This window comes from Zhouia amylolytica AD3, assembly GCF_000511935.2.
Lineage (GTDB): Bacteria > Bacteroidota > Bacteroidia > Flavobacteriales > Flavobacteriaceae > Zhouia > Zhouia amylolytica.
This window is the reverse complement of the sequence record NZ_AYXY01000026.1, coordinates 237532-263264: the sequence shown is the minus strand read 5'-3', so window position 1 is coordinate 263264 and position 25733 is coordinate 237532. Positions and strand designations below refer to the sequence as shown.

24 protein-coding genes are annotated in these 25733 nt (G+C 37.9%); 19 read left to right on the top strand and 5 right to left on the bottom strand.

All coding sequences use genetic code 11. The annotated features are described in order from the left end of the window. Window positions 1-3: 3 nt before the first annotated feature. The 5 genes from P278_RS14740 to P278_RS14720 form a co-directional block, all read right to left on the bottom strand. A complete protein-coding gene (locus P278_RS14740; RefSeq protein ID WP_235444301.1) occupies window positions 4-3117 on the bottom strand; it encodes a VPS10 domain-containing protein in 3114 nt (1037 codons plus the stop codon). A gap of 360 nt (window positions 3118-3477) precedes the next feature. Then, window positions 3478-4869: an MATE family efflux transporter gene (locus P278_RS14735; RefSeq protein ID WP_038268544.1), complete on the bottom strand. Its 1392-nt coding sequence runs from the start codon at window positions 4867-4869 to the stop codon at window positions 3478-3480. Beyond that, window positions 4869-5900 (bottom strand): ferrochelatase, encoded by a 1032-nt coding sequence (gene hemH, locus P278_RS14730; RefSeq protein WP_038268542.1) that lies wholly within the window; start codon window positions 5898-5900, stop codon window positions 4869-4871. Before hemH ends, P278_RS14735 begins: the two co-directional genes overlap by 1 nt. Before the next feature lie 87 nt (window positions 5901-5987). After that, window positions 5988-6737, bottom strand: a complete 750-nt coding sequence (locus tag P278_RS14725; RefSeq protein ID WP_082436186.1) for a ThuA domain-containing protein — start codon at window positions 6735-6737, stop codon at window positions 5988-5990. A 2-nt stretch (window positions 6738-6739) separates the two neighbouring features. Then, the gene (locus P278_RS14720; protein WP_038268538.1) at window positions 6740-7600 is read right to left on the bottom strand and encodes an AraC family transcriptional regulator; all 861 of its coding nucleotides are present in this window, start codon (window positions 7598-7600) and stop codon (window positions 6740-6742) included. A 236-nt stretch (window positions 7601-7836) separates the two neighbouring features. On the opposite strand from P278_RS14720, the gene hemA reads away from it, so the two are divergent. The 19 genes from hemA (at window position 7837) to P278_RS14625 (ending at window position 25681) form a co-directional block, all read left to right on the top strand. Then, a complete protein-coding gene (gene hemA / locus P278_RS14715) occupies window positions 7837-9090 on the top strand; it encodes a glutamyl-tRNA reductase (RefSeq protein ID WP_038268536.1) in 1254 nt (417 codons plus the stop codon). Further along, window positions 9091-10008 (top strand): hydroxymethylbilane synthase, encoded by a 918-nt coding sequence (gene hemC / locus P278_RS14710; RefSeq protein ID WP_038268534.1) that lies wholly within the window; start codon window positions 9091-9093, stop codon window positions 10006-10008. 23 nt (window positions 10009-10031) lie between these two features. Then, the gene (locus P278_RS14705) at window positions 10032-11774 is read left to right on the top strand and encodes a TrkH family potassium uptake protein (RefSeq protein WP_038268533.1); all 1743 of its coding nucleotides are present in this window, start codon (window positions 10032-10034) and stop codon (window positions 11772-11774) included. A 61-nt stretch (window positions 11775-11835) separates the two neighbouring features. Further along, the gene (locus tag P278_RS14700; protein WP_038268531.1) at window positions 11836-12528 is read left to right on the top strand and encodes a potassium channel family protein; all 693 of its coding nucleotides are present in this window, start codon (window positions 11836-11838) and stop codon (window positions 12526-12528) included. A gap of 18 nt (window positions 12529-12546) precedes the next feature. Continuing rightward, on the top strand, window positions 12547-13197 hold the full coding sequence (locus tag P278_RS14695; RefSeq protein WP_038268688.1) for a uroporphyrinogen-III synthase: 651 nt from the start codon (window positions 12547-12549) through the stop codon (window positions 13195-13197). A gap of 18 nt (window positions 13198-13215) precedes the next feature. After that, on the top strand, window positions 13216-14238 hold the full coding sequence (gene hemE / locus P278_RS14690; RefSeq protein ID WP_038268529.1) for a uroporphyrinogen decarboxylase: 1023 nt from the start codon (window positions 13216-13218) through the stop codon (window positions 14236-14238). Window position 14239: 1 nt separating this feature from the next. After that, a complete protein-coding gene (locus P278_RS14685; RefSeq protein WP_051413602.1) occupies window positions 14240-14743 on the top strand; it encodes a DUF6973 domain-containing protein in 504 nt (167 codons plus the stop codon). A 16-nt stretch (window positions 14744-14759) separates the two neighbouring features. Next, a complete protein-coding gene (locus P278_RS14680; protein WP_038268527.1) occupies window positions 14760-16322 on the top strand; it encodes a hypothetical protein in 1563 nt (520 codons plus the stop codon). Window positions 16323-16332: 10 nt separating this feature from the next. Continuing rightward, window positions 16333-16968: a hypothetical protein gene (locus P278_RS14675; RefSeq protein ID WP_051413601.1), complete on the top strand. Its 636-nt coding sequence runs from the start codon at window positions 16333-16335 to the stop codon at window positions 16966-16968. Beyond that, window positions 16965-17867 (top strand): oxygen-dependent coproporphyrinogen oxidase, encoded by a 903-nt coding sequence (gene hemF, locus P278_RS14670; protein ID WP_038268525.1) that lies wholly within the window; start codon window positions 16965-16967, stop codon window positions 17865-17867. The genes P278_RS14675 and hemF overlap by 4 nt, the downstream gene beginning before the upstream one ends. Then, window positions 17858-18823: a DUF4421 family protein gene (locus tag P278_RS14665; RefSeq protein ID WP_038268523.1), complete on the top strand. Its 966-nt coding sequence runs from the start codon at window positions 17858-17860 to the stop codon at window positions 18821-18823. The genes hemF and P278_RS14665 overlap by 10 nt, the downstream gene beginning before the upstream one ends. A 7-nt stretch (window positions 18824-18830) precedes the next feature. Then, a complete protein-coding gene (gene hemB / locus P278_RS14660; protein WP_038268522.1) occupies window positions 18831-19820 on the top strand; it encodes a porphobilinogen synthase in 990 nt (329 codons plus the stop codon). Window positions 19821-19882: 62 nt separating this feature from the next. Then, entirely contained in the window at window positions 19883-20509 is a 627-nt protein-coding gene (locus tag P278_RS14655) for a Crp/Fnr family transcriptional regulator (RefSeq protein WP_200909623.1), read from the top strand. A gap of 63 nt (window positions 20510-20572) precedes the next feature. After that, window positions 20573-21343 carry an MBL fold metallo-hydrolase gene (locus P278_RS14650; protein ID WP_038268520.1) on the top strand — a complete coding sequence of 257 codons (771 nt, stop codon included), beginning with the start codon at window positions 20573-20575 and terminating at the stop codon, window positions 21341-21343. A 201-nt stretch (window positions 21344-21544) separates the two neighbouring features. Continuing rightward, window positions 21545-22051 (top strand): DinB family protein, encoded by a 507-nt coding sequence (locus tag P278_RS14645; RefSeq protein WP_038268518.1) that lies wholly within the window; start codon window positions 21545-21547, stop codon window positions 22049-22051. A 132-nt stretch (window positions 22052-22183) separates the two neighbouring features. Continuing rightward, window positions 22184-23311 (top strand): CNNM domain-containing protein, encoded by a 1128-nt coding sequence (locus P278_RS14640; RefSeq protein ID WP_051413600.1) that lies wholly within the window; start codon window positions 22184-22186, stop codon window positions 23309-23311. Continuing rightward, complete coding sequence (locus P278_RS14635) at window positions 23292-23777, top strand: methylated-DNA--[protein]-cysteine S-methyltransferase (protein WP_038268516.1); 486 nt, start codon at window positions 23292-23294, stop codon at window positions 23775-23777. Before P278_RS14640 ends, P278_RS14635 begins: the two co-directional genes overlap by 20 nt. Window positions 23778-23819: 42 nt before the next feature. Next, window positions 23820-24968 (top strand): serine hydrolase domain-containing protein, encoded by a 1149-nt coding sequence (locus P278_RS14630; protein WP_038268514.1) that lies wholly within the window; start codon window positions 23820-23822, stop codon window positions 24966-24968. Beyond that, window positions 24968-25681, top strand: a complete 714-nt coding sequence (locus P278_RS14625) for a 3'-5' exonuclease (protein ID WP_038268513.1) — start codon at window positions 24968-24970, stop codon at window positions 25679-25681. Before P278_RS14630 ends, P278_RS14625 begins: the two co-directional genes overlap by 1 nt. Window positions 25682-25733 lie beyond the last annotated feature (52 nt).

Below are 25733 nucleotides of genomic sequence, written 5' to 3'. Positions count from 1 at the left end.
TTTTTATTCTACAAATAGATACTGCAAGTTTAAGGCATTAAATTCTTTATTAAAAGCCTTTATTTCCTCCGAAACCAATGCATCGAATTTAACCAATTCTTCCTCAATTTTAGCCGTGAGTTGGTTCTTAACTGCAATGTCTTGATCTGTTGGCGGGAAATCATCTATCGTAACCAGACTATTTAAATGCGCCAGCTTATTTGTAAGCTTAATCGGGAAATTAAGAGGATCCTGGCCACTGCGATTTTTGGTCTGGTATAAGGCTTCCTCAATTGCTGTAAACTGCTTACTTAGCGTATCGGCTCTTTCGACCAATTCACTCACTGCCTGATCATTTTTATATTGCTTTTCAAAAGCATCCAATTGCTTTTTAATTTCTCTGATCTTAGCGATTGATTTGTGAGCCTTATCGACCGTTTTATTTACAGACTCCACAAAATCGAACTGTTTTTGCATCTCTGCAACGCTTACCTCAGCTCTGGGGTCCGGTAAAATATTAAATATTTCCGTTTCTTTTTGACCATTTACATCGAGTTCAACACTATAGGTGCCCGGCACGGCTTTTGCACCGCTCAAACTTGCCCACCAAAGGATCATTCCCGGAAGCCTTTCAGCTCCATCATAGCGCGTATTCCATACGAATTTATTCGCTCCTTTCTGAAGTTCTAATTTATTCTTACTATCAAAATTGCTATAACTTTTTATGGTATCCCCGGCTTTATCAAAATAGGTGAGGGACACGCTATCTTTTTCTTTTAGATCCTCTAAGTAGAAATAGGTAATGACCCCATTAGGGTGATTAGCTCCTGCTGTTTTAGAAGCACTACCTCCTCCACCTTTCATCCTATAGGCATCTTTAGGAGCAAAAAGAACCTGCTTTTTGTTTTGAACATCTTTTAATTGATGTAAAACGGTAAGGTCGTCTATTATCCATAAACTACGGCCTTGAGTAGCGACAATCAAGTTGTCATCTTTCAGGGCAAGATCGGTAATGGGAACCACCGGCAGGTTTAACTGAAAAGACTCCCAGTTCTTACCATCATCAAAAGAGATGTACATTCCCGTTTCGGTACCTGCATACAACAACCCTTTTTGCTTCGGATCGGCTCTAAGCACCCTGGTAAAATGCTCTTCATTTATCCCATTGGTTATCTGCGTCCATGATTTACCATAGTTCGTAGTCTTATACAGGTAAGGTTGAAAATCACCTAATTTATAGCGCGTAGCCGCTACATAACAAGTCCCTTCTTCGAAGGCACTTGACTCGATGCTATTAATCATACTCCATTCCGGAAGTCCTTTAGGTGTCACATTTTCCCAGGTCTCCCCTCCATTCCGGGTAAGGTGAATAAGACCGTCATCGCTACCAACCCAAAGGAGTCCTTCTTTTAAAGGGCTTTCATCTGCGGCAAATATAGTACAGTAGTATTCTACTCCGGTATTGTCTTGTGTGATTGGCCCTCCGGAAGATTTTAATTTTTCCGGGTCATTTGTAGTAAGGTCATCGCTTAATAAGGTCCAGCTTTGACCTTCATCTGTACTTAGGTGCACATGATTGGAAAACGTATACAATTTATTTGGATCGTGCTTACTAAACATAATAGGGAAGTTCCACTGGAACCGATACTTCATCCCCTCTGCTCCATATCCCATTGGATTATCAGGCCATACATTAATGGCTCTTACGGTACCTGTTTTATGGTTGACTCTTGTTAGAAAACCTCCATAGCTACCACCATAAACAATATCGTCATTTTCCGGATCGACTGCAATATGTGCTGATTCTCCTCCTGCTGTAGACTCCCAATCATCTTCCCCTATGGAATAACCGTCGCTTCTATGATTTATTCTAACGGTAGAATTATCCTGTTGTGCCGCATAAATACGGTACGGGAAATGATTATCGGTTGTAACCCTGTAAAATTGAGATGTAGGCTGATTATGGTAGGTGCTCCAGGTGGCTCCTCCATCATAACTGATCTGGGCTCCGCCATCATCAGCAATTATCATCCTATCCGGATTTTCCGGAGCTATCCATAGGTCGTGATGATCTCCGTGTGGTGCGCTTGAAGAAGAAAATGTTTTTCCGCCGTCCTTTGATTTATGATATTGTACATTCACCACATAAACCACTTCTTCATCGTCGGTATCGGCATAAATCCTGGTATAATACCAGGCTCTTTGTCGTAAACTTCTATCACTATTGACCTGTCTCCAGGTCGCTCCGGCATCATCACTACGATATACACCACCTTGATCTTTGTTTTCAACAATAGCCCATACCCGATCCGAATTTTTTGGTGAAACCGTTACGCCTATAATTCCCAAGGTTCCTTTTGGAAATCCTTGTTTTGTTGATATTTCGGTCCAGGTTTCTCCACTATCAGTACTTTTCCATAGTGCAGAACCTTCACCTCCACTACTCAAACTATAAGGAGTACGTTGCACACGCCATGTTGAGGCATACAATATTCTTGGATTATTAGGATCGATCATCAAATCTACAGCTCCGGCCATATCATTTACAAATAGCGTTTTTCTCCAGGTTTCACCGCCGTCCGTGCTCTTGTAAACACCACGTTCTTCGGTAGGTTTATAGATATTACCCAAAACTCCGGCGTATACGATATCAGGGTTATCGGGGTGTACCCTGATTCTGGGAATATGACGCGATTTTTCCAGTCCCATTTGCTTCCAGGTCTTACCTGCATCAACTGTTTTCCAGATGCCATAACCTGAAGAGACATTTCCGCGCACTGTTTTTTCTCCTCCTCCGACGTAGATTACATTATGATCGCTTGGCGCCACTGAAACGGCACCTATACTTCCTCCAAAAAACCCATCTGAAATATTCTCCCAGGTTCTCCCTCCATCTTCAGTTTTCCATACACCTCCGCCGGTAGAACCAAAATAGTACAGATTCGGTTTTCCCGGAACTCCGGTTGCAGCTGCCGATCGCCCTCCTCTAAAAGGCCCTATTAACCGGTATTCCAAACCACTATACAGGCTTTGTTCTGTTTCGGTTGTTTTTGATTTCTTAGATTTCTTTGTTTGTCCCCAGGAAGTTGAAATGCCCAGTATGACTAACATACTGAGAAATAGTAGTCTTTTTATCATTTTTAAAGTAGTACAATGGTTTGCACTTAAAGGTAGGAATAAAATATGATATAGTACGGCCCTTTAAACCAATCTGGCAATTGCCTCACAGTCATCAATTCTGTCTTGAATTTTTAAAAAAGCCTGATCACTGTTTTGACACCCTGCGTCCTGCTACCTCCCCCAATTGGTACATTAGTTCAGCTATATTAAAGTACAATACTACCAATATTAAAATTCCAAGTAATACATATACAGGATTCTTGAATAGGCTTTTAAGATTTTTCATTTAGACACAAAATTTCAAGATGAATCTTATTCAATACAACATCGCTAATATATAAGATTTTTCTTAAAAAAAGGTAGTCTTTTTAAAAAATATCAAACAGCATTTTCCAACTTTGTCGTACGCCTAATTTCCCTATTCAAAAAATATGCAGTAACAATGGTAGCTAAGAAATCTGCTATAGGGAAGGAGATCCATACACCTGTTTCACCATAGATTCCAGGCAATATAAGTATCAGAGGAATAAAGAAAAACCCTTGTCTGCTTAGGGTCAGGAGTAAAGCGGGGATTGCTTTCCCGATAGCTTGAAAATAGGCTGCTCCAATTAATTGAATAGCTATAATAGGCGTTGCCGCGAAAACCATCCTAAGTGCATCAGGAGCTTTGGCTAAAATGGTAGCATTGGTTTTTAATTCTTCCGGAGAGAGCGTACCATTACTCTTGAGGAATAGTTTTGTAAAGGCATCAGGGATAAAGAATATGATCAGGAAAACCAGCAAACCTACAAAACATGCTGTAATTATAGATTTATTGATCGATTCTCGCACCCGCGCATACTTTTTAGCCCCATAATTAAAACCGGCTATCGGCAGAAAACCTTGAGTAATTCCCAAAACAGGAAACAGGACAAACATCAGCATTCTACCCACTATGGCATATACAGAGACTAATGCCTCCCCTCCAAGGTTGAACAAGATATTATTCATAATCAAATAAATAATACTAACCACAGCCTGTCGTGCCAGGGTTACAAACCCAAGAGAGCCAATTTCAGAAACAATTTCTCTTTTAGGAATTAAATGAGTTATATTGATTTTAAGCTCTGAGTTTCTACTAAGAAAGAACCATAATATATAGGCAAAGCACATCAAATAAGACAAGGTAGTAGCCCAGGCGGCTCCATTCATGCCCATGTCGAACACATGAATCAACAGGTAATCCAGAAACAAATTTCCGATGGTTGGTATGATCATGGCTATCATGGAATACCGTGGCTTTCCTTCTGCCCGTATGACATTATTACCCATCATGCACAAGGCCAGGAAAGGCACACCATAGAGCACCACCGTGTAATATATTTTAGCAGGATCAAAAATGGCTCCCTTACCCCCAAAACTCGGGATGATATCATCGACAAAAATAAGGCCTGGTATTACCATGCCGACGGTAATAAGGATCGTTAAGGTGATCTGGTTTCCAAAAGTAGTCAGGGCTTTCTCGGGGTTTTCGGCTCCCAAAGCTCTGGAAATGATAGACGAACCCCCAATTCCAATTGCCATTCCTAGCGCGGCAATAAAAAATGATACGGGTAATACTACATTGATTGCAGCGATGGCAATCGAACCTACCCATTTACCCACAAAAATACTATCGATCAGGACATTCAGAGACATTACCAAAATCCCTACAGAAGCGGGTATAGCCTGCTTTACCAAGAGTTTACCAATTGGCTCTGAACCTAAGTCGGTAGCACTAACCTTTGCCATTAAGCGTTGGCTGTTTCAGTTATTGCCCACTCATCAACCCATCTTGACAATACTTTCACCCATTCATCATTATCATTCAGGCATGGAACTGCGTAGAATTGCTCTCCACCTGCTGCAATAAAGTCCTCTTTACCTTCCATAGCAATTTCCTCCAGGGTCTCTAAACAATCAGAGACAAACGCAGGTGTAACTACTGCGAGATTTTTAATTCCTTTTTCAGCCAGACTTTCGATGGTGGCATCAGTATATGGCTGTATCCATGGATCTCTTCCCAATCTGGACTGGAAGGAGGTTGAATACTTTGAATTGTCTATACCCAGTAATTCAACGACCTGTTTAGTGGTTTCAAAGCACTGGTGTCTGTAGCAATATTGATGGGCTGGTGAATTTGTTTGACAACATACACCATCTATTTTACAATGTGAATTGGTTATATCTGATTTTCTAATATGTCGCTCTGGTACCCCATGGTATGAAAACAACAAGTGATCCCATTCTTTCCCCTCCAATTCATCTTTAATAGAAGCGGCAAGTACTCTTACATAATCCGGGTGATTATAGAAAGCAGGAATATTCGTGAATTTCATTTCAGGAAAATGTTTTTTCCTTTCCTCTTCAGCTTTCACCAGTACGGTTTCAGTAGTAGACATGGCAAACTGGGGATAAAGTGGAACTATTAACACCTCGTCGACACCCTGGTCTGCTAATTCCTGTAACCCGGCTTTAATTGAAGGATTCCCATAACGCATTCCAAGAGCAACCGGAACGTGGGTTAAATCGTCTACCTTTCTCTTAAGTCTTTCAGAGAGTACTATTAAAGGCGAACCTTCATCCCACCAAATCTTTTTATAAGCAGCTGCTGATTTTTTGGGTCTTGTATTTAGGATAATTCCCTTTACTATAAAGGCTCTCAACAGGTAAGGTTTATCAATCACCCTTTCATCCATCAAAAATTCGTCTAAATATCTTTTAACGTCTTTAGGATTTGTGCTATCCGGCGAACCCAGGTTTATAAGTAAAACTCCTTTCATGTCTTTAATTTATTCATGGCAAAAATACACTTTTCCTCAAAGCTTATTTCTAAACCATCCGTTAAGAATATTAATAACTGTATAGATTTATTCAATAGCATTTTCTCTGTTAAGACACCAAAGAATGCCACCTAAAATATGTTTTACAAAGAGCGGTTCATCATAAGATTCATGCGTATGTCCTCCACCGGTATAAAATATTCGGCTTCCTTCATAAACATGACTCCAGGCAATAGGATGACTTTCCCCGTTTTTCCCTCCTTCATAACTAGATTCATCAAGGTTAATCAAAACCCTCACATCTGAATTCAGGTTCTTAAAGTTATACCACTCATCCTTCCGAATCCAGGTATCAGGCAGATGCTTACACGACGGATGATCTTTATCCAATACTTCCAACCTTGCCTCTTGAACTCTAGGATGATCAGAAAAATAGCCGCCAACCAGTTTCCCATACCACTCCCATTCAAATTCAGTGTCTGTGGCTGCGTGGATCCCTAAAAAACCCTTCTTGTTTTGTATGAAATTTTTAAACGCCAGTTCTTGCTTAGGGTTTAAAATATCTCCGGTAGTTGACAAGAAAACAATAAGGTCTATATTTTTCAGGAACGAATCGTTAAAAACGGATGCATCTTCTGTATGTGTAACATTAAATCCATTTTGTTCTCCCAGCATTTTAACAAGCTTGACCCCTGTCTCTATCGAGCTATGTCGAAAGCCTGCAGTTTTAGTAAACAAAAGTATATTTTCATTTTGTGAGGAATCAACAGGATTTTGATTGTACCCCCATTGGAATAACAATCCTGCAATAATAGATAGTAAAAGCTTTTTTCTCATTGTTATGAGTTGGTTAAGGACATTAAATATTTTTTTGGTGTGGTTCCGAATTTCTTCTTAAAAGCAGCAATAAAATGACTTGATGTACTATACCCGACCTTTAAGGCTACTTCATTTACATTATGCTCACCACTTTCCAGCACCTTTCGGGCATACTCCATTTTATAATCAAACAAAAAACTATAAACCGAATCGCCATAAACTTGTTTGAATCCTTCTTTCAACTTTTTCAAATTCAACCCTATTTCTTCAGAAAGTTCAGAAAGGGATGGTGGTTCTGCCATTCGTGCTATGACGATATCTTTTGCCTTACGTATTCTTCGGATGTTGTCTTCATCTATTAAAAAAGGGCATTGTTCCACATCTGCATCCTCGGGTTTATTGAAATACAAACTAATAAGTTCATATATCTTACCCTTCAGATAAAGTGTCTTAATAGAAGAATGCACATGGTAATTCATTATCTGACTTAAAGCTACTGCCATAGCAGGCGTAATAGGCGCATTGGTATAATACTTCTTATCCTTGTTATCTTCACTCAAGAAATGTATGTAATCGGCTTCCTGGGAAAATAGCGAATGAAACTTTTTGATAGAAATCAAAACTGAAATAAGCCATGATTTCGGTTCCAATTCTAAATTGATAGGTAAATCCTGTTGTGGATTGTATAACAACAGGGCTTTCTCTTCGTTGACCTCAAGCGCATATCGCCCTTTATTAAAATTAAACTTAGAACTCCCCTTCAGGCAAAAATGCATTTGAATATAGCTACTATCTGCATGACGCTCATACTGTTGAGGATCGTTACCGTCATTCTGTGTTTTTAACAAATAAAATCCATCTGATATCTGAATTTCTTCCATAGTTCCTGCAGCGTTATTTTTTTAATGATTCTCCTGCTTTTTAAATTCCTTTTTATTTAGATTCGTTCTAAACAAAAATTTCTAAAAAGGCTTGATTATATCCAAATGTAAGGTATTTTAGCGTTTTCAACCCAATTCAAGGCCAAAAAATCTTAAAGCGACACAAATAGTTCTTCTAGCGTTATTTTTTTACCAATTGTACTTCTATTTTTGCTACCGATTATCAGATTTATTACATGGAAGCATACAACATAGCAAGAGGTAAATCTTTTTATGCCGTAGGGATAAGCTATAAAAAAGCAGATGCAGAGACACGTGGACGTTTTAGTCTGGATACCGTTGGAAAAGAAAGATTACTTGTTCAAGCTAAAGATGAAGGCTTAGAAAGTTTATTGGTTATTTCTACATGTAACCGTACAGAGGTGTATGGTTTTGCTCAGCACCCTTTTCAACTTATCAAATTAATTTGTGACAATTCCAATGGAACGGTAGAGGAGTTCCAACAAGTTGGCTATGTATGCAAAAACAACGATGCAATTGCACATGTATTCAGGGTTGGTACTGGTCTTGATAGTCAAATTTTGGGTGATTTTGAAATTATAAGTCAGCTCAAGCAGAGTTTTGCTGCCTCCAAGAAAATGGAATTAACTGATCACTTTTTAGAGCGCTTATGCAACTCTGTTATTCAGGCAAGTAAGCGCATAAAAAATGAAACGGACATTAGCTCGGGGGCTACCTCGGTTTCATTTGCTTCAGTTCAATACATCATGAACGAGGTTGAAAACATTTCAGACAAAAACATTCTATTATTTGGTACTGGTAAAATTGGGCGTAATACATGTGAGAATTTGGTAAAACACACCAAGAATGAACATATCACGCTTATTAACCGCACCAAAGATAAGGCTGAAAAGATTGCGGGTAAATTTAACCTCATCGTAAAAGACTACTGTGAATTACAAGCAGAGATCTTAAATACCGATATTTTAATTGTATCGACCGGAGCTCAGCACCCTACTGTATCCAAAGACCTGATTCATCGCACCAAGCCTCTTTTGATATTGGATCTGTCGATCCCTAAAAATGTGGCAAATGACGTGAGCGAACTGGACAATGTTACTCTTGTTCATTTGGATCATTTATCACAAATGACCGATCAGACCTTAGAGCGAAGAAAAGCACACATTCCAAAAGCGGAACAAATAAACGAAGAGGTAAAAACAGAGTTCATTCAATGGTTGCAAACGCGGAAGTTTGCTCCAACCATTAAAGCTCTCAAGAAAAAATTAAAGTCTCTTAAAGATGCTGAAATTGATTTTCAGAGAAGAAAAATTGAAGACTTTAATGAAGAACAGGCTACGATTATCAGTGAGCGTATCATTCAAAAGATCACTACTCACTTTGCTAATCACCTAAAAGACAACTCAAACACTTCAGACGAAAGTATTGACTTAATTCAGAAGGTGTTTCAACTGGAAACCAAAGCGTAAATGAATAAAGTTATTCGAATCGGAACCCGCGATAGCGAATTGGCGTTATGGCAGGCTAATACTGTTAAAAAGAAATTAGAGGACTTAGGATATAAAACTGAGTTAACTCCTGTTAAATCCACAGGTGATCTGATTTTAGACAAACCCTTATATGAATTGGGTATTACGGGGGTATTTACAAAAACTCTTGACATCGCCATGATTAATGGCACTATTGACATTGCCGTTCATAGCATGAAAGATGTTCCCACCATGCTACCCAAGGGCATTATTCAAGGTGCGGTTTTAGAACGCGCCAATGTAGAAGATCTTCTTATACACAAAGGAAACACTGATTTTCTATCTGAAGAGCACGGCGTTATTGCTACAGGAAGTTTACGCAGGAAAGCGCAATGGCTACACAAATATCCTTCACATACCGTGGTTGGACTCCGTGGCAATGTAAATTCTCGTATGCAAAAACTGCATGACAATAACTGGAACGGGGCTATTTTCGCTAAAGCCGGACTTGAGCGCATTGCCCTTAAGCCTGAAAACAATACGGTTCTGGACTGGATGATACCGGCACCTGCACAGGGAGCCATTACGATTGCCGTAATGGAAAACAACCCATATGTTCAGGAAGCGGTTGCTCAGCTCAATCATATTGAAACAGAAATCTGCACCAAAATAGAGCGTGATTTTTTGCGCACCTTGGAGGGTGGATGTTCCGCACCAATCGGTGCGCTTGCAACTATTGATAACAATACCATTCATTTTAACGCTGCTGTTTTTTCTCTGGACGGAAGTCAGAAAGCAGCGGTTAACACTTCTTTTCCATTAAAAGATCATCTGAATAAAGGAATTAGTTTTGGACAACAAGTGTTGAATGAAGGAGGCAAGTCGATCATGGAAGAAATTCGAAAAACAATTAACTAAAACAGGAACCAAAACCTTGTCGATTGAAAAAATTACAGTATGCACGATTGACACTTCTAATTGTCGATTTTATCGTAATTAGCTTTCTTGTTTTCGACTTTGGTTTTATCGTATATGAGAAATTTAAAACTCATAAACTCATACTAATTTCTTGCTTAATACCCATTTTACTTGCTGTAAACATCTTTAGGTATTATCACCAGAAAAAATCCATAAAGAAAACGCTTAGTCTTACCTATACCATACTATTTTCGATTGTTTTGGTAAGCAGTTTTATTATTTTTCTTTTTTCTCCTGAGCGCGCACTAGCGGATTTTCTTTTACATATGAAACCTTACCTTGAGGGTTCCTTATTGCTATATCTGATCATTCGACTCAGTATTCTTATCAGGTATCTTTATAGCATTTATTTTAATCCTGCTATTATTTTTGTTGGGAGTTTTTTTATCATTGATCTTCTCGGAGCCTTTTTACTTATGTTACCGAAGGCAACCACCCAGGGTGATATTCATTTTATCGATGCCCTGTTTACCGCAACCAGTGCTGTTTGTGTAACGGGATTAGCGGTTTTAGACACCTCAAAAGATTTCACAACCTTTGGACAGTCAATTATACTCTTTCTAATTCAATTAGGAGGCTTAGGGATCTTAACTTTCACCTCGTTCTTTGCCTTTTTCTTTAGAAGCGGATCGTCATTTAAGGAAGGTCTTTATTTAAAAGATTTTGTCTCTTCAGAAAATTTAAAAGACACCTTGCGTTTTGCTATGCAAATCGTCACCTTTACCTTGGGTATTGAAGCACTTGGCTCTATCCTGATCTACTTTTCTTTAGACCATGCATCTGATATTCAAAATCCTGTTTTCTTTAGTGTGTTTCACTCCATATCGGCGTTTTGTAATGCGGGATTTTCGAATATATCCAATGGACTTTTTAATGCTGACTTACAATTCGATTATTCGTTCCAATGGATTATTATGATACTAATTATCTTAGGAGGGCTAGGCTACAACATAGTTTTCAATTTTTATAGCTACTTCAAAGTTTTAATAAATAACCTAATATACCGAGAGCACAAAAAACCTATCGTAAGACTCATTACTTTAAATTCTAAAATCGTACTAGTAACCACAGTAATATTACTTATTACCGGGTTTGCATTTTTTGGCATCAGTGAGTTTAACAACACGATTGCAGTGCATGACAGTTGGCTGGGAAAATTTACAACTGCTGCCTTTCAGTCAGTGACCCCAAGAACTGCAGGATTTAACACAATTGATTATGGAAGCCTAGCCTTACCGTCGATACTCTTTGTTATGCTATTGATGTGGATTGGAGGGTCACCAGCGTCTACTGCAGGAGGTATTAAGACGACAACTTTTGCATTAGCTACACTTAACATACTCTCTACTGCTAAAAATAAGCCTGAGATAGAAATCGGCACAAGGAGCATCCACAACGATACCATTAAAAGAGCTTTTGCCATTTTATGCATTTCATTGATTACGATAGGAGTCGCAATATTGTTATTGTTAATTTTTGAACCAGGCAAGGATTTATTGCATATTGCTTTTGAATGCTTTTCTGCCTATAGCACCGTGGGGTTAAGCCTTAACCTAACACCTGATCTCTCTAATGCCAGCAGACTGGTGTTAATATTGGTTATGTTTATCGGTAGAATTGGAATGCTCAATATTTTAATTGGGCTATTGAGAAGAATAAATTCAAAAATGTATCAGTACCCAAAAGAAAACATTTTAATAAATTAGAGTCAGCTAATCATATTGTTTATGAGCAACATGAGGTATTTGAATTAATTAAATTAGCATTGTGAAAATTATAATATTTGGATTAGGAAATTTTGGAACCTCACTAGCCTTGAAGCTTACTGAAACGGGTAATGAGGTTATAGGTATCGATCATAAAATGGAAAAGATCAATCTTGTTAAAGATAAAATTGCTCATACCATATGTATGGATGCAACAAATGAACTTGCCTATGATGCTATTCCACTTAAAGACACTAATATTGCAGTGGTCGCCATTGGAGAAAACGAAGGAGCTGCAATCATAACGACTGCCATTTTAAAGAAAATAACAAAAGCGGATATTATAAGCAGGTCACTTTCTCCTATTCATGATACGGTTCTGAAAGCTATGGGCATCAATCGCATTGTTCATCCCGAACAGGAAGCAGCAGAAAAGCTGACCTCTAAGATTAACTTAAAAAACGTTATCGACAGCTTTAATATCGATAAGAACTATTCGATATCGGAAATAAAGATAAATGCAAGAATGTCTGGAAAAACACTGCAGGAATTAAGCTTCAGACAGCATTATAATCTCAATGTCGTAACCATATTAAGAGACTGTGAAAAGACCAATCTATTAGGAAACAAAATGCAGAAAAAAGAAGTTATTGGCATCCCTAATAACGAGACAAAACTGCAAGAGAATGATATTTTAATTGTATTTGGTAACAATAATGATATAACGGCTTTTGGAGTCGATTTAGCTGAATAAAATTATTATAATATGAACATGAAACCTAAAATATTAAGCACCAAGGAGCTTACAGAACAACAACGAAATATGCTGGAAGAAGCTAATATTACGGTTTTTGAAGCTGATTTCATAAAGGTAAAAGGAATTGATTTTAATTGTCCCAAGGAAATTGAAAACGCCATATTTACCAGCAAGAACTCTGTAAAACAAATATACAATCGTGATATTACGATTAAAAACTCGTACTGTGTCGGTGATAAAACAGAAGCTTTTTTAATCGCTAAAGGCTATCCTGTAACGGAAAAAGCGTACCAGGCAAAAGGGCTGGCCACTAAGATCATAAACAATCATAAAGAAAAAGAATTTATCTTTTTCTGCGGTGACCGTCGAAGAGAAGAGCTTCCTGCACTGTTAAGCGAGCATGGAGTTGCTTTTAAAGAGATTGAAGTATATAAGACAGAGGCCGACTCTAAACAATTGTTTGAAGAGTTTGACGGAATCATGTTTTTCAGTCCGAGTGCCGTACAAAGTTTCACGCTTAAAAATCATATTGAAGAAGCTGTTGTTTTTTCTCTTGGAAAAACCACGGAGGCTGAAGTAAAAAAACACACCAACAATATTATCACGGCAAATAAACCGACCATTGAAAACGTGATTGTACAAGTGATTAAACATTTTAACTCATAAAGAAAGACCATAGAACACATGATAAAAAACGATTTATTTTTAAAAGCACTTAAGGGAGAAACTGTTGAACGTCCACCTGTATGGATGATGAGACAGGCTGGAAGATATTTACCTGAGTTTATGGCATTAAAAGAAAAATATGATTTCTTTACTCGTTGTCGAACTCCCGAATTGGCTGCTGAAATAACCGTACAACCTATTCGTATCGTTAAGCCGGACGCTGCTATTTTGTTTTCCGACATTCTGGTAATTCCACAGGCGATGAACATTGAAGTGGAAATGAAGCCCGGAGTTGGTCCGTGGCTACCTAATCCGGTTCGTTCCGCTAAAGATGTTGAACAAGTTGTTATCCCTGAAATTAATGAAGAATTAGGCTATGTAATGGATGCTATTAAGCTCACAAAGGAAATGCTTAATGACGAGGTTCCTTTAATCGGTTTTGCAGGTTCTCCCTGGACTATTCTTTGTTATGCTGTAGAAGGAAAAGGATCTAAGAGTTTTGATACTGCCAAAGGTTTTTGTTTCTCTCAACCCGAAGCAGCCCATGCATTGCTTCAGAAAATAACTGACACCACAATTCTTTATTTAAAAGAAAAGGTAAAAAACGGGGTCAATGCAGTTCAAATTTTCGATAGTTGGGGCGGCATGCTTTCTCCGGTAGATTACCAGGAGTTTTCATGGAAATACATCAACCAAATTATCGAAGCGTTAGCTCCTTTAACTGAAGTTATTGTGTTTGGAAAAGGTTGTTGGTTTGCCCTAAACGACATGGCACAAAGTAAAGCCTCAGCACTAGGTGTAGATTGGACCTGCTCGCCTCAAAATGCAAGGTATTTAACGGGAGGAAATATCACTTTGCAAGGAAACTTTGATCCTTCGCGCTTGTTATCCCCGATCCCAACCATTAAAAAAATGGTTCATGAGATGATCGATGCATTTGGGAAAGATAAGTATGTGGTTAATTTAGGACATGGTATTTTACCTAATATCCCGGTTGATCATGCCAAAGCCTTTATAGAAGCGGTTAAAGAATATAAATAAAATGATACCCCGAACGCTTTTAACAAGTTTAAATTATAAGAAACTCATAAGCCTTTCGGGGTTATTTTTCAGGCGGCCGCTTATGGTGATCCCAACCATTATAGCAACAAAAAACTGTATCCGTATTTCAGATCATTATTTTCCAAACCTGCATCATCTAAATAACAGTTCGAATGCGTTTAGACATGCCTTATGGAATATTTTATTAACCAAGGAAGCTTATCAGTGGAACAAAGATTTTAACGAGGCGCTTCAATGGGCTAAAACAATCACTGACTGGCACGAAGAATTTTCTCCAAACAAACCTTTGGAGCGTGCTATGGACCTGCACAACAATGCATATGGTCGTACCTTTGTTCACAAAATGTTCAAACGCAATAATATTATTGAGACTGACAGTGAAAAATTAGCCAAGGAATTATTACCGTTTCTTACAACCAGTAAAAAGGTATCGAATCTTAACGAGCTCAGGACCCTTAAAAATCAACTGGTTCATTTGATATGATTTTTAAACAGCATCTATGAGAATAGACCGAATTATACTTGTCACCACTTTCATTGTTTTTTCCCTTACCGGGTATTCGCAACAGTTGAAATTAAGACCTGTAATTGATCAGGTATATGAATATGAGACAGAATTAATTTTAGAGGAAGATGACGATATTGCTTTTATGATCAATTTTGATTTTGGCTTAACATATACCAATAAAGACCTCGATTTTGAAATTGTTCTTCACGATATAAAAGGTTCTATGAGCCAGGGTTACAATAACCGTGCTTATTTCCATACTAAAAACATCGCTATGGAAAACAAACGGGTTCAAAAATTAGCTAAGCACATCATCAACAAGCCTCTTACCTTTGAAGTTGATAGCAATGGAATTGTTTCTAAAACATATCATTTGGATATAAACGATGCCGAAGTGGAGGGTATCCTTAATCAATTAACGGATAAATTTGGCAACAAAAAGATTAATCCCCTTAAAGATATCCAGTTAAAGACAGGCTACAACTGGTCGGAACTTGATTCCTTTTCATTTCAAAAAAACAAAAAGCTAGCGGTTCTTGTTGAACATACTATTATCGAGGTGAATAAAGAAGAGGTCATTGTTGAAAGTCGAGGCATTTTTAAGGTAAAAGAGAACCAAGTGCATATGGGAGGGACTTCCATATACGATCGAAAAACAGGTATTCAGAAGCTTACGAAATTAATGCTGAATTTTGGGGATCGCGGAAACATGTATATGCTCACCAAATTACAAGGCTATGATTATCCACCCCTCATCATTGACTATCAGGATTTGGCGTTTAAAAAAGTCTATAACAACTGGTATTCAGCCGACAAATATATCGATAAAGCAGCACTCGAATTTTATCCATTTCAGAATAATTATTCTAACTCACAAATTGAGGCCTATAGTGAATCTTTAGAAATACTATCTAACAATAGCAACTATCAAAGCATATCCGTTTACAATACTAAAATGGACACTTTATACCCGACCGGCTCCTATATTGAAGTTAATAACTTTTACCTCCACACTCCTAAGGGCAGAGAGGTTTTAAAGTTAATTCCGGGACAAGAGGACTACGACTCATTTTCTGTGGGGTATCTTGGAGAATATTATAAAGACATCTACGAACCCTTACCAGAAGGTGATACTATCGAAATTAACTTGTCATTATATATTCCGACAGAAAGCAGAAATTTGAGTCTGACCAAAAATAACACCAAAAATAAAGGCATTACAGCTCATTTTGACAAGAGTGCAGTAGTATTATCAATACCCAGAAAAAACTATAACACGCTCCTATACAACATCTACAAAGCCATCCGGTTTTATGATGCCGATAATAAACAGCTGGATGCCACTTATAATTTCCTCTACAATCAAGATGTGAAGCTTGATGATAAATACACCCCGGACGAATTAATCGCCATATTTAACGACAAAAAAAGAACTGGTTTACCAGCGGTGATCAACATGGAATTTAAGGTGAAAAATGCCGCTAAAATTATAATCGAAACCCATCATAAATTTAAAAAGTACAGCACCATTATTACTAAAAAAATTAGTGATTAACCGATAGTAAATGAGTAGTAGTATTCTGGAAAAATACGATAAGCAGTTTGAGTACACCGGCATCATGATGAATATCATTATAGCCCTACAATTCTTAATGTTATGGATTGATCCGAAACCAGATCAAGCCGAACAAATTATGAATTTGGCCATTCTCATAGCTGCCGAGTTTATCATGTTGCACACCGGAATATTTATGGCCGTATTCCCAAAGAAATACACCCTTTTTATTTTCTTCCCATTCTATGGGTTATTCGCTTACTTTTTTAATACCCTGGTGACCAACAATCTCATTATAATGGTTTATTTAATTACTATTTTAAACCGTATGAGATTTGCCTTCAGCAACCCGAGTCCCGAGCTTAAAAAGCGAACAAAAGTAATGGCCGTTTCTGCTGGCTTCACCTACTTTATTCTTATTTTTATTATAGGATTTGGTTCACCATATATACCCAGTTTAGGATTAAACGATCAGTTTTTAGATCAATCCGGGTATCACCTTATCAGAACACAAGGCGGACTTTTCCTGGAAAAACCATATACCGCTATTTGCCTCGGTTTTTCCTATTATAGCATTACCGCCATAATCGAAACTATTTTATTAGTTTCTAAAAAATTTAAACCCATTAGTGCGCAATTAACATGAAAGAAAAATTTTATCAATACATACAACAATTACAAGATACCATAACCTCAAAACTTGAAGTTATCGATGGAGAAGCAACGTTTCAGGAGGACCTATGGCAACGTCCTGAAGGAGGTGGCGGTCGTACGAGAGTTATTGAAAACGGTCGCGTATTTGAAAAAGGGGGAGTAAACATATCTGCCGTTCACGGACCGCTTCCGAAAGCTATGCAATCGTATTTTAAAGTTGATGATGTCGATTTCTTTGCCTGTGGCCTTAGCCTGGTACTACACCCTAAGAATCCTTTTGTCCCTACCGTTCATGCAAACTGGCGTTATTTTGAGATGTATGACAAAGCGGGTAATATTGTCGATAGCTGGTTTGGTGGTGGCCAAGACCTAACTCCTTACTATTTGTTTGAAGAAGATGCCAGGCATTTTCATAAAGTTTGCAAAACGGCTTGTGATCAACATAACCCATCTTTTTATCCTGACTTTAAAAAGAAATGTGACACGTATTTCTGGAATGCACATCGTGATGAAGCAAGAGGCATCGGAGGATTATTTTTTGATTATTGCAAAGCCAATGAAACGATGGACATGAGTGCCTGGTACGATTTTGTAACCGAAGTTGGCGATAGTTTTTTATCTGCTTATGTTCCCATCGTTGAAAAACGTAAGGATTTACCCTACACTCAAAAGAACAGAGACTGGCAAGAGATAAGAAGAGGCCGCTATGTAGAGTTTAACCTGGTACATGACAAAGGTACCTTGTTCGGACTGAAGACAAACGGCAGAATAGAAAGTATTCTGATGAGTCTCCCGCCCCATGTGCAGTGGGTTTATGATCATCATCCTGAAAAAGGAAGTGAAGAAGAGAAATTAATCACTGTTTTAAAAAATCCTAAAGCATGGGTTTAAAAAAAGCCTTGATCTTACTTTTTATAAGCCACTGCTTTTTTATAACCGCGCAGAGAACTGATAGCATCCATAAGGATGGATATATAAAAAGCTTTCCGGATGAAGTTGCCCTAAAACTGGCATTTATCCACAACTCGAATAGTTTTGGATATAATGACAAAGATGCCAGTACAAAATATGAAATATCTCCAAACAAAAAAGAACGCCTGTCTATTGCTGCACAATTCAGGTCGTTAGAAGTTGGCGTGGGTATTTCTTCGGGTTTCCTTCCTGGAAATAGCCATGCTGATGATGCTAATATCATTAACCTTGCCCTAAAAGGTTTTTATAAAAACTGGATACAGGATGTGAGTTTTTATCACCAGAGAGGTTTTACCATCAACAGGGGTTCCGGAGATGAAATATCTCCATTGATGGAAACCAATAAGATCGGAGGAGCCACAGCATATTCCTTCAACAAAAAATTCTCTTACCGCGCTACCAGGAGTCAGCGCGAATGGCAATTGAAAAGTGCGGGTAGTTTCATTCCCAAGGTATATTACTATTACACTAATTTTGTATTACAGTCCAGTGGCTTTAACCACAACAGCAGTTCCGTAGACATCGCACTTGCTCCTTCGTATTTTTATAATTTTGTTTTGAACGAGCATTTTATGTTTTCTAGTGGAGCCTCTGCCGGATTTGGACTCAATTACAACGATTTTGGAAATGATTATGTATTCACCTCTTTATATGAACTATCACTACAGGGAGTTTTAAGTTTTAATTACGATCGTTTTTTTGGAGGAATACAATCTAATGTATTATTTTTAAAAAGCAACAGTACCCGATACATGCAGTTCAGAGACACCATGAATTACCTCAACATTCATATCGGTTACCGTTTTAAGGCTCCAAGAACTTTCACAAAAACTGCTGATAAGATTAATAAAAAACTTAATATCGATAAAAAATAATATTCATATGTTCCCATTAAGACGCAATAGAAGACTAAGACAGAGCGAAGCTATCAGAGGATTGGTTCGCGAAACCATTGTTACCCCAAATGATTTTTTAGTGCCACTATTTGTTACCGAAGGAAAAGGCGTAAAGGATGAAATCCCTTCTATGCCAAACTACTTTCGTTTCAGCCTGGATGAATTAGAAAAAGAAGTTAAGGAGTTATGGAATTTAGGCCTGAAATCGGTTTTACTTTTTGTTAAAGTTCCGGACCACCTTAAAGATAACAAGGGGACTGAAGCTTTAAATCCGAATGGATTAATGCAACGTGCTATCAAAACCGTTAAGAATACAGTGCCTGATATGTTAGTTATGACGGATGTAGCATTAGATCCATATTCGTCATATGGGCATGACGGAGTGGTTGAAAATGGCATGATTTTAAACGATGAATCGTCATCAATTTTGTCAGAAATGGCATTAAGTCATGCGCAGGCAGGAGCAAACTTTGTTGCACCCAGTGATATGATGGATGGACGCATACTTGAAATGCGCGAGATCCTGGAAGAGGAAGGCTTTATTAACACCGGTATCATGAGCTATAGCGCCAAGTATGCCTCAGCTTTCTATGGTCCGTTCAGGGATGCATTAGATTCTGCTCCGGTTGATTTGGCCGAGGTTCCTAAAGACAAGAAAACGTATCAAATGGATTATGCCAATCGTATAGAAGCACTACGTGAAACAGAAATGGATATTGATGAAGGGGCAGATATTGTAATGGTAAAACCCGGACTTTGCTATTTGGATATTGTAAGAGATATTAAAAATGAGTATGATGTTCCAGTTGCTGTTTATCAGGTAAGTGGGGAATATGCTATGATAAAAGCTGCTTCTGAAAAAGGATGGCTCGATCACGATGCGGTAGTGCTTGAACAGACCTATGCTATAAAAAGGGCTGGCGCCGATATCATTGCGAGTTATTTCGCTAAGGACGTAGTAAAGCTTATTGGTTAGCACCAGTTAGGTGTATTAAGTTATCTCGACAATACGGAATATTAAAGCATTGAGATAACTTAATGCATCTGATTTTTTTTGATAATGAATCCCATTTATTCCCTTTTAGCTACGAAAATATGTTTTCAGCCATCTCTGACTTTTTTAAAACTGAATTCCCCCTCAATGAGCATGGGCTTGAAGAATTATTTTCTCATTTTAGGTTAACCCATTATCCAGCCAATAGTATGCTGCTGCAAGCGGAAACAAAAGAGAAAAAACTTCGTTTTCTAAATAATGGTATTGTTCGGGAATATTATTATAACCAGGATATAGAGCGCAACATTAATTTTTATGTAAAGCCACAGTTTATATCAGATCTGCTTGCATTTAATCAAAATACTTCAACCCGTAAATATCAAGAGTGCTTATCAGCTGTTGAGGTCTTATCTATCGACAGACACATCTTTTTTGAACTGTTAGAAAAGTATGAATGTGGGAAGTCGCTTGTAACATCCTCCTTTCAAAAATTATTGACACAGAAGGAATCTTTTGAATATAACCATCTTACCAAAAATCCGGAAACGCGCTACCAGGAACTGCTGGTGAAAAAACCAGAATGGATTCGGTATATTCCACAGTACCATATTGCTTCTTACCTGAACATTACCCCAGAAACCCTTAGCCGAATTCGAAAACGTATTTCTTGATTTCAATCAATTCACACCATTTCATTTTCCTACATTTTTGTATTTCATTTAAATTCAAAGTATATGCTAAAAGTTCATCATATCAGAAATGCGACCATGGTACTTGAAATGCAAGATCAGGTTATTTTAATTGATCCGATGTTAGGCGACCAGGGGTTCATGCCCAGTTTTACCCTCTTCAGACATAAAGCCAGAAAGAATCCTACAGTACCTCTTCCGCCCAACAGCACCAGCATACTAAACAAAGTAACACATTGCCTGATAACCCACCAACATCCAGACCACCTGGACAGTAAAGGAGTGGCATTTTTAATCGAACGGAACATACCTGTTACCTGTAGTATAAAGGATAAGAGAGCACTTGAGAAGCGTGGTTTACGGGTGGTTTCAGCATTAAAATATTGGGAAAAACAAACGTTTTTTAGAGGTACCATTGAGGGAATCCCTGCAAAGCATGGCTATGGCTTTGTTTCAAAACTTATGGGGAATGTTATCGGTTATTATATCAAATCAGACTCTCAACCATCTGTCTACCTTAGTTCGGATACCATCTATACGGATTCGGTAGATACCGTTCTGCGAAACTATCAACCAGATATTAATATATTGGCCTGCGGTGCTGCCCAATTTGATCTTTTCCGACATCTGATAATGGATATTGATGACCTTACCCGATTTGTAAAAAACACCTCTGGTAAGGTTATTGCCAATCATATGGAAGCGATCAATCATTGTCCGCTAACAAGAAAGGAACTCAACGCCTTGATGACAGCTCAACAGCTGAATGACAAGATTTTGATTCCTGAGGATGGGGACGTAATGGAATTCGTATAAAGATTACAACGAATCATCATGGTGACACCATAGAATTTGAGCATTGGCGTGAGCAAAAAGCCTTGTTTTGATTCGATATAGCAGTGGCATAACGAATCAGTTAAACATTATAATTCCATTAAGGAATTATACCAAATCATTTTGTACATTTAAATCCCGTATTAACGGGATTTTTTATGTGTGAAAATTTAAAAAAATACCATGAAACACCTACTGATATTATTTATATTTTTTCTCGTTGCAACCTCGGGAAAAGCCCAAAGTGAACCTATCTCTGCCTTCCTTGAAAAATGGGAGAACTCTAAAAACTATCTTTTGGAAATTGCTGAGGCCATGCCCGCAAATGCTTATGCATATAAACCTACAGAAAGAGAAATGACCTTTGCCAAACAACTCAAGCACATTCAGGATAATATGGCCTGGTTAAGTAATGCCTATTTCCATGCTGAAAAAAGGGAGGTGCCTAATCACAATACTGATAAAAAAGCTACCTTAGAAAGTTTACAAACGGCTTTTGATTTAGTTGCAAAAGCTGTAAAAAATACGCCTGCAAAAGAATTAGAAGAAACCGTAGAGTTCTTTGCAGGACCTAAAACCAAATTGCAAATTTTAAACCTTCTGCAAGATCACGTAACCCACCATCGTGGACAACTTATTGTTTACCTGAACCTGAACAATATTAAACCTCCAAGATATGTGGGATGGTAAGTTTAGCTTACAAAACGTATCTATTAAATTTTTAAAAAAACTTTTAAGAGGAGCACCAAAACATTTCATTGCTCCGTTAGTAAGTTAAAACCTATAAATTTTATTAAATTAGCATAACAACGACCAAAAACCATGACCCTATTAATAGTTTACGCTGTAATTTCTATTTTCTTTTCATTCTTGTGTTCGATTCTGGAAGCAGTGTTATTAAGTATTACACCTACCTATATTAACCTTAAGAAGCAAGAAGAGAAAGGTTATGCTCAAACATTGGAAGAACTAAAACAGGACATCGACAAACCTTTAATTGCCATTCTTACAATCAACACCGTTGCGCATACTGTTGGTGCTATTCTTGTTGGTGTACAGGCAGAAAAGACTTTTGGAAGTGGGAATAATTCTGTTGGAATTGTTTCGGCGATAATGACCTTTCTAATTTTGGTATTGTCTGAAATCATCCCGAAAACGATTGGTGCAACCTACTGGAAACAACTTTCAGGCTTTGCTGCTTCTACGCTGCAAATTATGGTAAACGTATTGAAGTATACCGGTATACTCTGGATACTTCAGTTAACTACTAAAGTAATTGGCGGTAAAAGTGCCCATGGATCTGTTTTTAGTCGTGAAGAATTTAGTTCAATGGCTGACATAGCACATCAAGAAGGTGTTATGGAAGAATCAGAAAGCAAGGTAATCAAGAACCTTCTTAAGTTTGATGAGGTAAAGGCTAAAGATATCATGACGCCGCGTACTGTTATGAAAATTGCTTCGGAAGATACTACGATAAAAGAGTTTTTAACTAAGAATCCTAAACTACGTTTTTCACGCATTCCTCTTTTTAAGGATAATAATGATAATATCTCAGGTTTCGTTCTGAAAGACCAGGTCATGGAAGAAATGATCAACGGCCATGGGGAAAGTCCACTATCATCAATCAAAAGAGAAATCATGATCGTCCGCAGGGATATGCCGATCCCTACACTTTTCGAGGAGCTTATCAGTGAGAAAAGACATATTGCCCTTGTCGTTGATGAATATGGAACCATTGGCGGCCTTGTGACTATGGAAGACATCATTGAGACCCTTCTCGGTCTTGAGATCGTTGATGAGAGCGATAATGTTGAAGACCTTCAACAGTTGGCTCGCAGAAATTGGCAAACCAGAGCTGAACGTCTGGGGATCCTGAATAAGGAAGATTTTTCGAATCTAGATCCTAAAACCAAAGACCCGGGTAATAAACATGAAGAAGATCTGCATTAAAACACCTCTTGGAAATACTATCATTGAAGGTGATGAAGCAGGAATTAGTACTATTAGGGTATTAGATGATGACGTTTCTAACGGCAACACAAACACTCATGACATACCTGCTACATTAATGGATTGTTCGATACAGCTTCAAGAATATTTCAAAGGTGAACGAACGGAGTTCAACTTAAAACTTAATCCCTCAGGTACTTCCTTTCAAAAAAAAGTATGGCAATCCCTTCAAGAAATTCCTTATGGAAACACCATCTCCTACTTAGACCTTTCAAAAAGGCTTGGAGACGTTAAAGCCATACGTGCTGTTGCCTCGGCAAATGGAAAAAACCCTCTGTGGATTGTCGTACCCTGTCATCGGGTTATTGGAACTGATGGTTCTTTAACAGGTTATGCCGGTGGTATATGGAGAAAAAAGTGGCTTTTAGATCATGAAAATCCACCTTCCCAGCAATCCCTTTTTTAAAGAAAAAACTTATCTTTAGTCGGAACCTGCAACTTAAAATTCATGAAAGTATTCAGATTATTTCTTAAATGGATTCTGATTCCATTTGGGCTTATCATAATGTTACTATACCTCTTTGATTACGATTATTTAATAAAAGCGGTAAGGACGATTTATTTAAATGGACAAACCACTGCTTATTTAGATGACTACAAGGTTTTTGACAATCGAACAATAGCATCAGCCAAGCCACAGCCATGGCCAAAGCATATTGCATACAACACTACTCCTGCAACGGACAGTTTAAATAAGCTTCACGAAAAATATTCGTCGGTAGCGTTTCTTGTTATCAAAGATGATAGCTTGTGGCATGAGACTTATTTTGATGGTTATGATAAGGACTCCAAGAGTAACTCCTTTTCTATGGCCAAGAGCATGGTTTCCGCGATGCTAGGTCGGGCTATTATGGATGGCAAAATAAAGAGCCTTGAACAGCCTGTCGGTGATTTTTATCCCGAATTTTCTATGGGTCTCGCTGGTAAAATGACCGTCGGAGATCTGTCTTCAATGTCCAGTGGGTTAAACTGGGATGAGGCATACTATTCTCCCTTTTCAATTACAACCAGAGCCTATTTCGATGAAAATTTACGAGATGTGATCCTTAACCTTAAGGTAGTTGAAGAACCAGGACAATATTTTAAATATCTAAGTGGAAACACTCAACTACTGGGAATGATCCTTGAAAAAGCGACCGGACAAACTTTGGCAGATTACCTGTCTGAAAAGTTTTGGAAACCAATAGGAGCAGAAAACGAGGCTTACTGGCAACTCGATAGTGAAGAAGACGGACTGGAGAAAGCCTATTGTTGTATTGCCAGCAATGCCAGAGATTTTGCCCGCTTTGGAAAACTTTATAAAGATTTTGGTAAATGGAACGGTCAGCAAATACTCGATTCTTCTTTTGTGGTAAAATCAATAACTCCACGATTTAAAAATGATTGGATGTATGGATATGGGTTTTGGCTACTTCCTTATAAAGGTAAAAACTTCTTTATGCTAAGAGGTCACCTCGGTCAATACGTAATTGTAGAGCCCAATGATAATCTGATTATAGTTAGACTGGGCCATGAAAGAGCTGAAAAAAAACCCGATGACCCATTTCGGGATGACATCTATGGTTATATTGATGAAACCTACAAAATGCTCAAATAATGCAACGCAAACTTCAAATTGAGAACATTCTTTTTTTAGATATCGAAACAGTTCCTGAAAATGAAAATTTCGAAAACCTCACTGAGGAGAAAAAAGAGTTGTGGGCTCAAAAAACCAAATATCAGCGAAAAGAAGATTTTACTCCGGAAGAATTTTATGATCGTGCCGGAATATGGGCTGAATTTGGCAAAATCGTATGTATTTCAGTGGGGTACTTTACATTTAAAGGTACCATCAGGAATTTTAGGGTAACATCATTTTACGGTGATGAGCATCAACTCCTTTTGGACTTTAAGAATATGCTTGAGACACATTTTAATAAGCCACAACATTTGTTATGTGCACACAATGGCAAAGAGTTTGATTTTCCGTATATCGCCAGAAGAATGATCATCAATGGAATTGCATTACCCAATAAATTAAACTTAATGGGGAAAAAGCCATGGGAAATCCCTCATATTGACACTATGGAACTATGGCGATTTGGAGATTACAAACATTTCACATCACTAAAACTATTAACCAATATTTTAAACATCCCATCGCCAAAAGACGATATTGACGGAAGCATGGTTAGAGCTGTTTTTTATGAGCAAAATGATCTCGATAAAATAATCATCTACTGTGAAAAAGATACGGTAGCCGTTGCCCAGGTACTTTTAAAATTTCAAGGCGATGATATTCTTAGTCCTGAAGAAATTTTACATGTCTGAAGTTTTCTTTAAAAAACTTTAAGTAACTTGTACCTATTCCCCCAAGATTTAT

Bases quoted from the DNA above. Each gene is read 5' to 3' on its own strand.
- P278_RS14740 (WP_235444301.1), bottom strand. From the start codon at position 3,117: ATGATAAAAAGACTACTATTTCTCAGTATGTTAGTCATACTGGGCATT.
- P278_RS14735 (WP_038268544.1), bottom strand. From the start codon at position 4,869: ATGGCAAAGGTTAGTGCTACCGACTTAGGTTCAGAGCCAATTGGTAAA.
- hemH (WP_038268542.1), bottom strand. From the start codon at position 5,900: ATGAAAGGAGTTTTACTTATAAACCTGGGTTCGCCGGATAGCACAAAT.
- P278_RS14725 (WP_082436186.1), bottom strand. From the start codon at position 6,737: ATGAGAAAAAAGCTTTTACTATCTATTATTGCAGGATTGTTATTCCAA.
- P278_RS14720 (WP_038268538.1), bottom strand. From the start codon at position 7,600: ATGGAAGAAATTCAGATATCAGATGGATTTTATTTGTTAAAAACACAG.
- hemA (WP_038268536.1), top strand. From the start codon at position 7,837: ATGGAAGCATACAACATAGCAAGAGGTAAATCTTTTTATGCCGTAGGG.
- hemC (WP_038268534.1), top strand. From the start codon at position 9,091: ATGAATAAAGTTATTCGAATCGGAACCCGCGATAGCGAATTGGCGTTA.
- P278_RS14695 (WP_038268688.1), top strand. From the start codon at position 12,547: ATGAAACCTAAAATATTAAGCACCAAGGAGCTTACAGAACAACAACGA.
- hemE (WP_038268529.1), top strand. From the start codon at position 13,216: ATGATAAAAAACGATTTATTTTTAAAAGCACTTAAGGGAGAAACTGTT.
- P278_RS14685 (WP_051413602.1), top strand. From the start codon at position 14,240: ATGATACCCCGAACGCTTTTAACAAGTTTAAATTATAAGAAACTCATA.
- P278_RS14680 (WP_038268527.1), top strand. From the start codon at position 14,760: ATGAGAATAGACCGAATTATACTTGTCACCACTTTCATTGTTTTTTCC.
- P278_RS14675 (WP_051413601.1), top strand. From the start codon at position 16,333: ATGAGTAGTAGTATTCTGGAAAAATACGATAAGCAGTTTGAGTACACC.
- hemF (WP_038268525.1), top strand. From the start codon at position 16,965: ATGAAAGAAAAATTTTATCAATACATACAACAATTACAAGATACCATA.
- P278_RS14665 (WP_038268523.1), top strand. From the start codon at position 17,858: ATGGGTTTAAAAAAAGCCTTGATCTTACTTTTTATAAGCCACTGCTTT.
- hemB (WP_038268522.1), top strand. From the start codon at position 18,831: ATGTTCCCATTAAGACGCAATAGAAGACTAAGACAGAGCGAAGCTATC.
- P278_RS14655 (WP_200909623.1), top strand. From the start codon at position 19,883: ATGCATCTGATTTTTTTTGATAATGAATCCCATTTATTCCCTTTTAGC.
- P278_RS14650 (WP_038268520.1), top strand. From the start codon at position 20,573: ATGCTAAAAGTTCATCATATCAGAAATGCGACCATGGTACTTGAAATG.
- P278_RS14645 (WP_038268518.1), top strand. From the start codon at position 21,545: ATGAAACACCTACTGATATTATTTATATTTTTTCTCGTTGCAACCTCG.
- P278_RS14640 (WP_051413600.1), top strand. From the start codon at position 22,184: ATGACCCTATTAATAGTTTACGCTGTAATTTCTATTTTCTTTTCATTC.
- P278_RS14635 (WP_038268516.1), top strand. From the start codon at position 23,292: ATGAAGAAGATCTGCATTAAAACACCTCTTGGAAATACTATCATTGAA.
- P278_RS14630 (WP_038268514.1), top strand. From the start codon at position 23,820: ATGAAAGTATTCAGATTATTTCTTAAATGGATTCTGATTCCATTTGGG.
- P278_RS14625 (WP_038268513.1), top strand. From the start codon at position 24,968: ATGCAACGCAAACTTCAAATTGAGAACATTCTTTTTTTAGATATCGAA.